The 11,369-nt window shown below is 67.0% G+C and carries 13 protein-coding genes; 12 read left to right on the top strand and 1 reads right to left on the bottom strand.

Going from position 1 to position 11,369, the window contains the following annotated elements; translation table 11 throughout:
• From KBZ07_RS09965 to KBZ07_RS09935, 7 genes are all read left to right on the top strand, one after another.
• A partial coding sequence (locus KBZ07_RS09965; protein ID WP_254931467.1) for an HU family DNA-binding protein occupies positions 1-230 on the top strand: 230 nt, incomplete at its 5' end.
• Between the two features lie 92 nt (positions 231-322).
• The gene (gene gluQRS / locus KBZ07_RS09960) at positions 323-1,285 is read left to right on the top strand and encodes a tRNA glutamyl-Q(34) synthetase GluQRS (protein WP_254931466.1); all 963 of its coding nucleotides are present in this window, start codon (positions 323-325) and stop codon (positions 1,283-1,285) included.
• Between the two features lie 208 nt (positions 1,286-1,493).
• Positions 1,494-1,760, top strand: a complete 267-nt coding sequence (locus KBZ07_RS09955) for a hypothetical protein (RefSeq protein ID WP_231596224.1) — start codon at positions 1,494-1,496, stop codon at positions 1,758-1,760.
• Positions 1,744-2,133 carry an NAD(P)H-dependent oxidoreductase subunit E gene (locus tag KBZ07_RS09950; RefSeq protein ID WP_254931465.1) on the top strand — a complete coding sequence of 130 codons (390 nt, stop codon included), beginning with the start codon at positions 1,744-1,746 and terminating at the stop codon, positions 2,131-2,133. The genes KBZ07_RS09955 and KBZ07_RS09950 overlap by 17 nt, the downstream gene beginning before the upstream one ends.
• Positions 2,124-3,596 (top strand): NuoF family protein, encoded by a 1,473-nt coding sequence (locus KBZ07_RS09945; protein WP_254931464.1) that lies wholly within the window; start codon positions 2,124-2,126, stop codon positions 3,594-3,596. Before KBZ07_RS09950 ends, KBZ07_RS09945 begins: the two co-directional genes overlap by 10 nt.
• Positions 3,593-4,324 (top strand): bidirectional hydrogenase complex protein HoxU, encoded by a 732-nt coding sequence (gene hoxU / locus KBZ07_RS09940; protein ID WP_254931463.1) that lies wholly within the window; start codon positions 3,593-3,595, stop codon positions 4,322-4,324. Before KBZ07_RS09945 ends, hoxU begins: the two co-directional genes overlap by 4 nt.
• Before the next feature lie 15 nt (positions 4,325-4,339).
• Entirely contained in the window at positions 4,340-4,918 is a 579-nt protein-coding gene (locus KBZ07_RS09935; protein WP_254931468.1) for an oxidoreductase, read from the top strand.
• Between the two features lie 13 nt (positions 4,919-4,931).
• On the opposite strand, the gene KBZ07_RS09930 is transcribed toward KBZ07_RS09935, so the two are convergent.
• Entirely contained in the window at positions 4,932-6,395 is a 1,464-nt protein-coding gene (locus KBZ07_RS09930) for a TolC family protein (RefSeq protein WP_254931462.1), read from the bottom strand.
• Positions 6,396-6,461: 66 nt separating this feature from the next.
• Between KBZ07_RS09930 and KBZ07_RS09925 the strand changes: the two genes are divergently transcribed.
• The 5 genes from KBZ07_RS09925 to KBZ07_RS09905 all read left to right on the top strand — a co-directional run bounded on the left by KBZ07_RS09925 (position 6,462) and on the right by KBZ07_RS09905 (position 11,081).
• Positions 6,462-7,622 carry an HlyD family efflux transporter periplasmic adaptor subunit gene (locus tag KBZ07_RS09925; RefSeq protein ID WP_254931461.1) on the top strand — a complete coding sequence of 387 codons (1,161 nt, stop codon included), beginning with the start codon at positions 6,462-6,464 and terminating at the stop codon, positions 7,620-7,622.
• Between the two features lie 13 nt (positions 7,623-7,635).
• On the top strand, positions 7,636-7,812 hold the full coding sequence (locus tag KBZ07_RS09920; RefSeq protein WP_254931460.1) for a hypothetical protein: 177 nt from the start codon (positions 7,636-7,638) through the stop codon (positions 7,810-7,812).
• A complete protein-coding gene (locus KBZ07_RS09915; RefSeq protein ID WP_254931459.1) occupies positions 7,813-8,928 on the top strand; it encodes an FUSC family protein in 1,116 nt (371 codons plus the stop codon). It abuts the gene before it with no gap.
• Positions 8,928-9,533: a potassium channel family protein gene (locus tag KBZ07_RS09910; protein WP_254931458.1), complete on the top strand. Its 606-nt coding sequence runs from the start codon at positions 8,928-8,930 to the stop codon at positions 9,531-9,533. Before KBZ07_RS09915 ends, KBZ07_RS09910 begins: the two co-directional genes overlap by 1 nt.
• Before the next feature lie 72 nt (positions 9,534-9,605).
• The gene (locus KBZ07_RS09905) at positions 9,606-11,081 is read left to right on the top strand and encodes a Ni/Fe hydrogenase subunit alpha (protein ID WP_254931457.1); all 1,476 of its coding nucleotides are present in this window, start codon (positions 9,606-9,608) and stop codon (positions 11,079-11,081) included.
• Positions 11,082-11,369 lie beyond the last annotated feature (288 nt).

The following is an 11,369-nucleotide window of genomic DNA, read 5'->3' as shown; positions in this document are numbered from 1 at the left end:
TCACCAAAACCGACGTCTCCATGGTTGTGGATGCTGCCATCGACACCATCATTGATTCGGTGGTGGAAGGCAAGAAGGTTTCCATTCTGGGCTTCGGTTCCTTTGAACCCAGGGATCGTTCTGCCCGTCAGGGTCTGAACCCGAAGACCGGCGAGAAAATTAAAATTCCTGCCAAGCGGGTGCCTGCCTTCACCGCCGGCAAGATGTTCAAGGACCGGGTTCAGGGCTGATCCGGGCATCGTTCCAGGACCGGATCACCCTTGCTGAAGCGGTCCTGCGGGGCCGCTTTTTTGTTGCCCCGCTTTTGTTGTTCTCAGCGGCCATGCCCCTGCCCCGCCACTTGCAGGCCCTGCTGGAAGCCGGTTTGCTGCGACGCCGGCAGGGTTACCGGGGGCGATTCGCTCCCTCGCCGACGGGCGCCCTGCACCGGGGCAACCTGCGCACCGCCCTGCTGGGCTGGTTGCACGCTCGCCTGCGGGGTGGGGAATGGCTGCTGCGCCTTGACGATCTCGATACGCCCCGCAATCGCCCGGGCGCGGAGGCTTCAATCCTGGCCGACCTGCGCTGGCTTGGCCTGGATTGGGATGGGCCGCTGCTGCGGCAGAGCCAGCGACGCGGCCTCTACGGCACGGTGCTTTCCGCCCTGCGCAGGCAGGGCCTGCTCTATCCCTGCCGTTGCAGTCGCCGCCTGCTGGCCGATATCTCTGCTCCCCATGGGGTCTTGACTGTCTATCCCGGCACCTGTCGCGGCCGGGATGGAGGTTGGGGGCCCCTGCAGGGCCGGCTGCCGAGCTGGCGGTTGCGCTTGGGGCCTGGGGTGCTGCGCTGGCTGGAAAGCTACGGCCCCCCAGGTCAGCTTGACGGCCCCAGCGCAGTGGGTGATGTGGTGCTGCGCCGGGCCGATGGCTTCCTCGCATACCACCTGGCCACGGCGGTAGATGAGCTCAGCCTGGGCATCAGTGATGTGGTGCGCGGCTGTGACCTCTGGAGCGCCACCGGCGCCCAGGTGGCCGTGATGGCAGCCCTGGGGGCAGACCCGCCGAGCTACGGCCACGTGCCGCTCTGGCGAGATGGGCAGGGCCGGCGGCTGAGCAAACGGGAGGGGGGCGAGGGCCTCGCCGCCTACCGCCAGCGTGGTCTCGATGCCGCCTCGGTGGTTGGAGATCTGGCAGCCAGTGCCGGCCTGGTGCCGGCCGGCGGGCGCCTGAGTGCAATCGAGCTGCTGCAGGAGCTGGGGCCATACCCTGAACGGCTCGACCATCTGTTGCGGGCGCGCCAGGCCTGAGCTACCTCTGGCAAGGCTGCCGGCAGGGGCCTCATCCTTTCTGCTTCTTTTTTCGCCAGATAAAGAATGCTGCCGTTGCCACCACAACGGCCAGTGGCGCTGCGGTCAACAGCAGCAGAATCACGGCAGTCCAATCGGTGTACATCGCTCAGACGCAAAACCTCAGCCATCATCTCAGTAGACCGACCCAGCCGCCGCTGCCCCAGTGATGAAGCTTCTGCCAATCAGTTCCCTTGCCCTGGCAGGACTCTCCCTGGCCCTGCTGGGGCCCTCGCCAGCCCGCGCCGGAGTGGAATTCGACAACTGCCAGCCCACCGCCGACGGCGGCATCAGCTGCGACACGCGGCCCACGGGCAACACCTTGATGGACGATCAGACGGCGCGCTATGGCCTGTTCAACGACGCCAGCCCCGGCTGGAGTGAATTCGATCCAGACGAGGGATTTGAGGATGACCTGGGTGGCAACGAAACCTGAGCGATCGCCATCCCATGATCCGGGCGACTCGTTGATCGAGCGGCTCCACAGCGTGCAGTTGCTGCATGGCTATCTGCCCAGGCAAGAGCTCCAGCAGCTGGCTATCAGTATGGCCCGTCCCCTCAGCGAGGTGATGGGTGTGGCGAGCTTCTACCACCTGTTTCGCCTCGACCCGCCGCCGCCCCATCGCTGCGTTGTCTGCCGGGGTACCGCCTGTTTCGTGCGGGGGGCCGAGCGGCTGGAGGCCGCCCTGCGGCAGCGGGGGGTGGCCTTCGAGACCACCAGCTGCATGGGGGCTTGCGGCCAGGCCCCGGTGCTGGTGGTCGATGGAGTCCTGGCCATGGGCCAGCCGGAGGCGCTGCCATGGGCGTGAGCTGGCGCTGCTGCGATGCCACGGCCTGTCGGGCAGCCGGGGGGGCGGCCCTGAGGCAGCGGCTTGAGGCGGAGGTGGGTGCTGATCGGGTCAAGCCGGTGGGTTGCCTGCGGCTCTGCGGCATGGGCCCCCTGGCGGCGGTCGACCACGTCGATGGCTCCACCGAGCTGGTGGGTGGAGTGGCGGGGGAGCGGCGCCTGGATCTGGCCCATCCGTTTTTTCTTCTGCAGCGATCGGTGGTGCTGGAGCGCTGCGGCCTGGTCAATCCCAATTCGATCGACGATGCGATTGCCCAGGGCGCCTACGCCGCGCTGGATCGCTGCCGGCAGCTGGTGCCGCAAGCGGTGATCGAGGAGGTGGCGCGCAGTGGTCTGCGGGGCCGCGGCGGTGCGGGCTATCCCACCGGCCGCAAGTGGCAGCTGGTGGCCGCCCAGGCCAGCCCCACCAGGGCGGTCGTCTGCAACGCCGATGAGGGAGATCCCGGCGCCTTCATGGACCGGGCGGTGCTGGAAGGGGATCCCCACCGGCTGTTGGAGGGCATGGCGATCGCCGCCCATGCCGTCGGTGCCGCCGAGGCCTTCATCTATGTGCGGGCCGAATATCCGCTGGCGATCGAGCGGTTGCGCACCGCCATCGGCGCCGCCGAGGCCCGGGGGGTGCTGGCGGGCTTGCCGATCCAGCTGCGCATCGGTGCCGGGGCCTACGTGTGTGGCGAGGAAACGGCCCTGCTCCACTCGATCGAGGGGGGGCGGGGCACGCCCCGGCCGCGGCCGCCCTACCCGGCGGTGTCGGGCCTGTGGGGCCTGCCCACCCTGATCAACAACGTGGAAACCTTTGCTGCCGTGCCGGCCATCTTGCGGGAGGGCGGTGACTGGTATGCCGCCATGGGTACGGCCACCAGTAAGGGCACCAAGGTGTTCGCCCTTTCCGGCGCCATCCCGCACACGGGCCTGATTGAGGTGGAGATGGGCACGAGCCTGCGCACCATCGTCGAGGCCATGGGCCAGAGCCCACCGGGGCAGGTGAAGGCCGTGCAGACCGGCGGCCCCTCCGGCGGCTGCGTGCCGGCGGCGCTGCTCGACACCCCGGTGGATTACGAGAGCCTGCGGTCGCTGGGCTCGATCATGGGCTCCGGCGGCATGGTGGTGATCGATGGGGCGATGGCGATGCCGGAGCTGGCCCGTTATTTCATGCGTTTCTGCGTCGATGAAAGCTGCGGCAAGTGCCTGCCCTGTCGGGCCGGCACGGTGCAGCTGGCCCAGCTGCTGGATCGTTTTGTCGAGCGCCGGGCGACGGCGGCTGATCTGGTGCAGCTCGAGCAGCTCTGCGGAATGGTCAAGGCCACCAGCCTCTGCGGCCTGGGCCAGTCGGCCCCCAATCCGGTGCTGAGCACCCTGCGGTTTTTCCGCGCCGAATACGAGGCTGCTATTGAGGCTCCCATCGCGGCGCCCATCGCCCCATGACAGGGGCCCAGCTTCCAGTGCGGCTCATCATCAACGGACTCGTGGTGGAGGCAGCAGCTGAAGTCACCCTGCTGGAGGCGATCCGCTCGGCGGGCCTGCAGGTGCCCACCCTCTGCCACCTCGATGGTCTCACGCCGGTGGGGGCTTGCCGCCTCTGCCTGGTGGTGATCGAGGGCCATCCCAAGTTGGAGCCCGCCTGCGTCACCGCCGTGGCCGACGGGATGGTGGTGCACACCCATACCCCCGAGCTGGACACCTACCGGCGCATGGCGGTGGAGCTGTTCTTCGCCGAAGGCAACCATGTCTGCGCCGTCTGCGTCGCCAACGGCGCCTGCGAGCTGCAGGCCGTGGCGGTGGAGGTGGGTATGGACCACTCCCGTTTCCCCTACCAGTACCCCCGGCGCCAGGTGGACGCTTGCCACCCCCTGTTCAGCCTGGATCACCACCGCTGCATCCTCTGCACCCGCTGCGTGCGGGTCTGCGATGAGATCGAGGCAGCCCACGTGTGGGATGTGGGCTATCGGGGCAGCTCCTGCTCGATCATCGCCGGCCTGGATCAGCCCTGGGGGGAGGTGGCGGCCTGCACCAACTGCGGCAAGTGCGTCGATGTGTGCCCCACCGGCGCCCTGTTTCGCAAGGAGGATGGCAGCGGCGAGAAGCAGCCCCACCCCGAGCGGGCCCAGCAGCTGGTCGAGGCGCGCACCGAGCACCACTGGCACAACCAATGACCCTTGGCACAACCAATGACCATGGCCTCACCCCCAAAGCTGCGATTCGCCACGGTGTGGCTGGCGGGCTGCAGCGGCTGCCACATGTCGTTCCTCGATCTGGACGAATGGCTCTTTGAGCTCGCCGAGCGGGTGGAGATCGTCTATTCGCCGGTGGCCAGTGACATCAAGGTGTTTCCCGAGGGTGTGGATCTGTGCCTGGTGGAGGGGGCGGTGGCCAACGCCGACAACCTTGAACTCGCCCTGCAGCTGCGGGCCCGCAGCAAGGTGGTGGTCTCCTTCGGCGACTGTGCCGTCAGCGCCAACGTGCCGGGCATGCGCAACCTCTGGGCCGGCGTCGAGGGCGGCAGCCGCCAGAGCGTGCTGGAGCGCGGCTATGTGGAGCTGGCCGACACTGGCGCCCAGCATCCCCACGCCCCGGGCATCGTGCCGGAGTTGCTGGAGCGGGTGCTGCCCCTGCATGAGCTGATCCCGGTGGATCACTTCCTGCCGGGCTGCCCCCCTTCGGCTGAGCGGATCCGGGCGTTTCTGGAGGCCCTGCTGCGCGGCGAGGCGCCACCGATGGAAGGCCCGGCCATGCTGGGTTTTGGCTGAGTGCAAGCTGCGATCAACCCGCCGGGCCGCCCGCCGATGGGACGTCCACCAGACCCGTTTCCAATTCCAGACCAGCCCGACTCAGGTTCCAGCGGTAGATCGCCAGGGCCTCAGCTGAGCGGGCCACCTGCAGGTTGCGCTGGGCCACCAACAGCTCGGTCAGAGAGGAGAGGCCGGCCCTATAGCGCAGCAGGGCATCCTGCACCGACCGTTCTCCCGCCACGATGGCCGCCCGCGCGGCGGCGGTTTGGGCCGTGGCTGCCCGGTGGGTGGCGTACCAGGTTTCCACGTTTTGGATGATGGCCTGCTGGGCCTGCTGGAGGGCGATCTCCGCCTGGGCTGCACGGCGCTGGGCCAGGGCAATCGACTCGCGGCTGAGGCCTCCGTCAAAGATGGGCTGGCGCACGCTGATGGCGGCCCCCCAGTCGACGAAGCTGCCCGAGGCGCTGCCGCTCGTGTTGACGGTTGGCAAAGTCACGCCAGCGTCACTGCTGCTGCTGACAGAGGGGGTAGAGCTGAGGTTTGGAACATTGAGCCAGTTGCCGCTGATGCCCCCTCCCACCAGCAGGCCGACGCTGGGCAACCGTCCAGCTCGGGCCAATTGCACGTTGGCTTGTTGGGCCTGCTGGAGTTGCGAAAGGCTTTCCAGGGCAGGGCGCTGCTCCACGGCTTTGCTGAGGCTGTCGCCCAAGCTGTGGCCCCAAGCCGGATCCGTCTGGAGGGGGTCAGCGGGTTCGACGCGGGATTCGGCCGCCAGATTCAGCACGCGGGCCAGGCCACTGAGGGCGATTTCATGCTGGGCCTGGGCCTCTGCCAATCCCTGCAGGTCTGCTTGCAGCAGGGCCTCGGCTTGATAGGTATCAATGCGTGGGGCAAGGCCCTCACGGCGGATTGCATTTACGTCGCGGAGCAACTGGCGGGACAACGCCAGCGAGCTTTCCCATACCGGAATCTGGGCGGCGCTCAACTGGGCAGAGAGGTAGCGGCTCAAAATTTCAAAGCGGGCACGCCGTTGCTGCTCCTCCTGCTCGGCGCGGGCCGCCTGCAGATCGGCCTGGGCAGCTTGCTTTAGCGGGCTGCGGCCAAAATCCAGCAACGGCATCCGCAAGATCAAACCCAGGTTCACAAAGGTGTTGTTGATCAGGGCCGAACCGTCGGCACCGAGGTTGAGGCTCAGGTCACCGATTGTGGGCAGGTTGGAAATGAAGCCGATGTCAGTGTTCACCTGGGCAAAGGTGCCCAGGGCCACCAGATCTAGTTTGGGCAGAAAACGGGTGCGGGCCAACCCAACCAGGGCCTGGTTCTCCTCCACTTTCAGCACCTGGCTGCGCAGGCTCAGGGACGCGCCCAATCCCAGCTCAAGGGCCTGCTGGCGGCTGAGCACCAGTGGGGGGGTGAGCGCCCGGGCGGCCGGGCCAGTAGCCAGACCCAGGATCACCGCTGTGACTGCCCCCATCCAGCGGGATCGCCGACTCAAAGCTGGGCAAAGGCGTGTGGCCGGTACGATAGAGCCACTGGTTCAGTGATAGGAAAGAAGGTCGGCATGGCAGCAGCTGATTGGGCTCCGCGCCTGCTGCCGATGGCCGTCGTCACCACGATCGCCGCAGCTTGGTCCCTCTCGCCAGCGGTGGCGGTGAAGGTTGAGGGGAGTGCTGTGTTGCTCCAGCCCGACAGCCGCGTGGGGTTCTACGCGCGATCGGCAGGCCAGGTACAGGCGTTGCCCCTTCGCGTCGGTGACGCCGTGCGCCAGGGCGAGCTGCTGGCCAGCCTGAATCGGGTGGATCAGGCGGCGGCGGGTGCTGGGACGGTGGGTCCCAATCCTGCTGCCCTGGTTCGTCAGGGACAGGCCATCGACCGCCAGCAGCAGGCAATCCGGGCCCAGATCGCCACCCTGCGCAGCACCAACCAGCCGGTGCAGAAGCAGCTGCAGGCGCTCGAGACCCTGCGCCGCGATGAGGTCATCCCCCGCTACAGCCCCCTCTGGGTGGGAGCGCAGGACCTGTACTTGCGCAACCAGAGCCAGATCAAGGCGCTGGAGGGCCAGCTTGCCCAGCTCGATGCCAACCGGGCCGAACTGGAGGGGCAGGAGGATGCCCAGGCTGTGCTGGCACCCCGCTCTGGCCGCTTGCTGAGTTTGGCGGTCAGCCCGGGGCAGGCGGTGCTGCCGGGCCAGCGGCTCGGAACCCTGGGCCCCGGGCCCCTGCAAGCCAGCCGCCCGCGCCTGGCCACCGCCTTGTTCAGTGATGCCGATGCGGTGCGCCTGCGGCTCGGTGGGTCGATCCAGCTCGATCCCCTGCTGCAGACCCGGGAGCGCTACGGCGGCACGGCTGAGCGCTACGGCTCTGTCGAGGGAAAAATCGTGGCCATTTCACCTGCCACCGCCGATCTAGCCGAGGTGAGCCGGGTGGTGGGGGATCCGGAACTGGCCCAGAGCCTGATCGCCCGCAGCCGCCAGGCCGCCTTCGGTGAGGGTGGCGACCCCCTGGCCACCGCTGCCGACAAGATCAGCTCGCCGGTGCAGCTGGTGACCGTGGAACTAGAGGGGGCCAGCAGCCCCAGCGGGTTGCGCTGGAGCAGTGGCCAAGGGCCCGATCTGCCCCTGGAGAACGGCACTCCCGCCCGGGCAAAGGTGGAGGTTGAACGGCGTTCCCTGGTGAGCTTCGTGCTGCCGTTCCTGCGCTGGCTTGGCGGAGCAGAGCGATGAGAGGTTTGGTTTTATGAATAACCGCGGGCGTTGGTTGAGCCCCTGGCGTCAGCCAGCTCCCTGGATCGCGCTGGTGTTGCTGGTGATTGCAGCCAGCAGCTCGCCGCCGCGGCTGTGGTTCTGGGTTGCCCTGGTGGTGGTGCTGCTGCTGGTGGGCTGGGCCCGGGCGTTGAGCCCTCCCCGTTCCTGAATGGTGCAACTGCGCGGGGCCTTGGTGATCGCTCTGGCGGTTGGGCTGACCAGTGCCGTTTGCGATGGCCTCAACCTCAGCGGTGAAGCCATCGCCTACGGCGCGGTGATCGCGGCTGTGATCGTGCGACCCGATTTCAGCCGTTGGCCCCTGGCGATCTACCCGGTGCTGCTGGTGGTGCTCGGGTTCTGTATGGCGATCGGCGTGGTGCTGGGGCTCGCCTTGAGCGCGGTGCCCCAGGTGTTTCTGTTCGGGTTGGTGGCGGCGTTGATGCAGCTGTTAGCCCTGCTGCTGCCCGGCAAATTGCGGATGCTCTCGGGCGTTGTGGCGGTGGCTGGCGTGCTGCCGCTACTGAGCAGTGCACCGAGCTGGCGTGACTGGGGCCAGGAGTTGCTGGCCATTGCCCTTGGCATGGCGATCGGCACGGCGCTGCAGCTGGCCTTCTCCCCTGCCGAAACTCCCGCCTCTGAGGCCCCAGCAGAGGAGCCGGCTGAGCCGCCCTTGGCTGAGCGGGTCAAAGCAGGCCTGCAATCGCCGTTCTTCTGGCGCAAGCTCGTGTTTGCGAGCCTGGCCCTGGCCATCGGCCAGGGGGTGGGAGCGGTGACCCCGAAATATCTCTATTTCGGGGTGGTGCTGTTGCTGAACGACAGCATCGGCGACACCCTCGGCCGGGTGCGCGACCGGATGGTGGGTGTGTCGTTAGGCATTCTGATGCCGTTGTTGGTGTTCAACACCCTGGGGACCGGGGCGCTGCAAAACGGCTTGGTGATGGCTGGCACCGCGGCTTTGGTGATGGCGTTGAACAAGGCGAGTTATCTGCGCACGGCGTTGATCTCCAGCGGGGTGGCGTTTGTGGGCTACGGGCCGCTGGTGGCTTGGTATATCCCGAACCGCTGGATTGATTACCTGATGGGCTGTGCCCTGGCCGTGGCCGTGGGGCTGCTGCTGTTTCCCAACAGTGCGCTGCGCCGGTACAACCAACTCAGGGCAGATCCGGCAGCCAGCAGCGAGCAGCTGCAACGGCTGCTGCCGGCGGCGCGGGAGGAAGCGCGCTGGCTCGGGGTGCCCTTGGCTGAGCCGCTCACCCCGGAGCTGTCGGGGGTGGAGGCTTCCTGATGGAGCGCATCCCGCTGCTGCAGCGCCATCACCGGCTTGCGGCTGCCGTTGCCCTGGGCGTGCTGGCCGCGGCCGCACCGGCTTGGGGCCAGGGCAGGCCGCCCCAGGCCCCTGGAGTGTGCCTGGGGTTGCCGGCTCAGCTGGGCATGGCGGTGGCCATGCTGATCCTCACCTCCGTGATTCACACGCTGGTGACGGTGATTCAGGCGGAGTGCACCCACCGGCAACGGCTCGACGCCTGGTGTGCGCCGCGCAGTAGGCGGCGCCTGTTGATGATTCTGGCCATGGCCCTGCTCACGGCGCTGGCTCTGTGGGTGGAAATCCTGCTCTGGGCCCTGCTGTATCAGGGACTGGGCTTGTTTTCGGGGTTGGAGGGCAGCCTGTATTTTTCCGGCATCACTTTCACCACCGTTGGCTATGGCGACATGACCCTGCCAGCGTGCTGGCGCCTGCTCAGCGTTGCAGAGGCGGTGAATGGGGTGTTGATGGCCGGCTGGAGCACGGCCCAGCTGGTGTATGTGGTGCAGCGGATCATCACGATGCGGCTGGAAGTTGAAGGGCGTCTGCCTAGCCACTCCGGCTCCCTTGGTGATGCGCCGGAGTAAGTGCAACCAGCGGCTGGGATCGCGGCCATGCTGGGGTTTGGTTGAATCGGCTTTCGGTTCAGGGAGATCGTTGTGAGCTCGGATTCCACCCCCCGCACGATCACAATCGACCCGGTGACCCGCATCGAGGGCCACGCCAAGATCACCCTGCACCTCGATGACGCCGGCGAGATCGCTGCTGCCCGCTTCCACGTGGTGGAGTATCGCGGCTTCGAGACCTTCTGTGAGGGTCGGCCCTTCACGGAGATGGCGGGCATCACCGCCCGCATCTGCGGCATCTGCCCGGTGAGCCACCTGCTGGCCGCGGCCAAAACCGGCGACAAGCTGCTGGGGGTGCAGCCGCCACCGGCGGCCCGCCAGCTGCGGCGGCTGCTCAATCTGGCCCAGATCTGCCAGAGCCATGCCCTCTCGTTTTTCCACCTCAGCAGCCCCGATTTCCTGCTGGGCTGGGAGAGCGATCCGGCCAAGCGCAATGTGTTTGGCCTGATGGCGGCCGATCCCGAGCTGGCCCGCGCCGGCATCCGCATGCGCCAGTTTGGCCAGCAGATCATTGAGCTGTTGGCAGGCCGCAAGATCCACTCGGCCTGGGCCGTGCCCGGTGGGGTGCGCTCACCCCTCAGCGCCACAGCCCGCGATTGGATCCTGGAACGGCTACCGGAGGCCAGGGCCACCGCGGCCGCGGCACTTGAGCTCTACAAAAAATTGCTGGATGGGCCGCTGCAGCGGGAGCAGCTCACTTTTGGCGACTTCCCGTCGCTGTTCATGGGCCTGGTGGCACCCGATGGCGGCTGGGAGTGCATTGAGGGGGCGATTCGCTTCATCGACAGTCACGGCCGGATCGTGGCCGATGGCCTCTCGGAAGACGATTACGCCAGCTTCCTGGGCGAGGCGGTAGAGAGCTGGAGCTACCTGAAATTCCCCTACTACAAGCCCCTGGGCTATCCGGAGGGGATGTATCGGGTGGGCCCGCTGGCGCGGCTGAATGTGTGCGAGCGGATCGGCACCTCCTGGGCTGATGCGGAGCTGGCCGAGCTGCGCCAGCGCAGCGGCACTGTGGAGAGTGGCGGCCGCATCATCACCTCCTCGTTTGCCTATCACCACGCCCGGCTGGTGGAAATCGTGGCCTGCCTGGAGGGGATCGAGCAGCTGGTGGCCGACGATGCCTTGATGGGCGGCCGCATCCGCGCCCATGCGAGCCTCAACGCCAATGGGGCGGTGGGGGTGAGCGAGGCGCCGCGGGGCACGTTGTTTCACCACTACCGCGTCAACGACGACGGCCTAATCACCCGGGTGAACCTGATCATTGCCACGGGCCAGAACAACCTGGCCATGAACCGCACCGTGGCCCAGATCGCCCGTGAATTCATTCCCACCCCGGTGGCCGCGGGCGCCGAGATCCCCGAGCCCCTGCTCAACCGGGTGGAGGCGGGGATCCGCTGCTTCGATCCCTGTCTCTCCTGCTCCACCCACGCGGCCGGCCAGATGCCGCTGCGGATTGAGTTGGTGGATGCGGGCGGCCGGGTGCTGGCGGAGCGGGTAAGGGATTGAGGGGGCGCTGTGTATGCCATCGAACGGCGTTATGCGGACCCGCATAGCACTCCCCATCTCGGCGGCAAGGGCACGAAAGTGCCTGAGAGAAATGGGATTTATGCGGATCCGCCCAATAACAAGTTAGATGCACAGAGATGTATTCAATACTAGCAAGCCTTGGATTGAAAAACCATAGAAACCCATGTTAATCCCCTGATGACTTAGAGAAGTATCTTGATGCTGGCTAGAGCGCTAGACCCTGTCTAATGCTTCATTCAATAGACTTTGCCCTCTCACGCTTGCCTT

It is taken from the genome of Cyanobium sp. BA20m-14 (genome assembly GCF_024346295.1).
The sequence above is the reverse complement of the archived record's forward strand: the minus strand, read 5'-3'. Positions and strand labels throughout refer to the sequence as shown.

Bases quoted from the DNA above. Each gene is read 5' to 3' on its own strand.
- gluQRS (WP_254931466.1), top strand. From the start codon at position 323: ATGCCCCTGCCCCGCCACTTGCAGGCCCTGCTGGAAGCCGGTTTGCTG.
- KBZ07_RS09955 (WP_231596224.1), top strand. From the start codon at position 1,494: ATGAAGCTTCTGCCAATCAGTTCCCTTGCCCTGGCAGGACTCTCCCTG.
- KBZ07_RS09945 (WP_254931464.1), top strand. From the start codon at position 2,124: ATGGGCGTGAGCTGGCGCTGCTGCGATGCCACGGCCTGTCGGGCAGCC.
- hoxU (WP_254931463.1), top strand. From the start codon at position 3,593: ATGACAGGGGCCCAGCTTCCAGTGCGGCTCATCATCAACGGACTCGTG.
- KBZ07_RS09935 (WP_254931468.1), top strand. From the start codon at position 4,340: ATGACCATGGCCTCACCCCCAAAGCTGCGATTCGCCACGGTGTGGCTG.
- KBZ07_RS09925 (WP_254931461.1), top strand. From the start codon at position 6,462: ATGGCAGCAGCTGATTGGGCTCCGCGCCTGCTGCCGATGGCCGTCGTC.
- KBZ07_RS09920 (WP_254931460.1), top strand. From the start codon at position 7,636: ATGAATAACCGCGGGCGTTGGTTGAGCCCCTGGCGTCAGCCAGCTCCC.
- KBZ07_RS09915 (WP_254931459.1), top strand. From the start codon at position 7,813: ATGGTGCAACTGCGCGGGGCCTTGGTGATCGCTCTGGCGGTTGGGCTG.
- KBZ07_RS09910 (WP_254931458.1), top strand. From the start codon at position 8,928: ATGGAGCGCATCCCGCTGCTGCAGCGCCATCACCGGCTTGCGGCTGCC.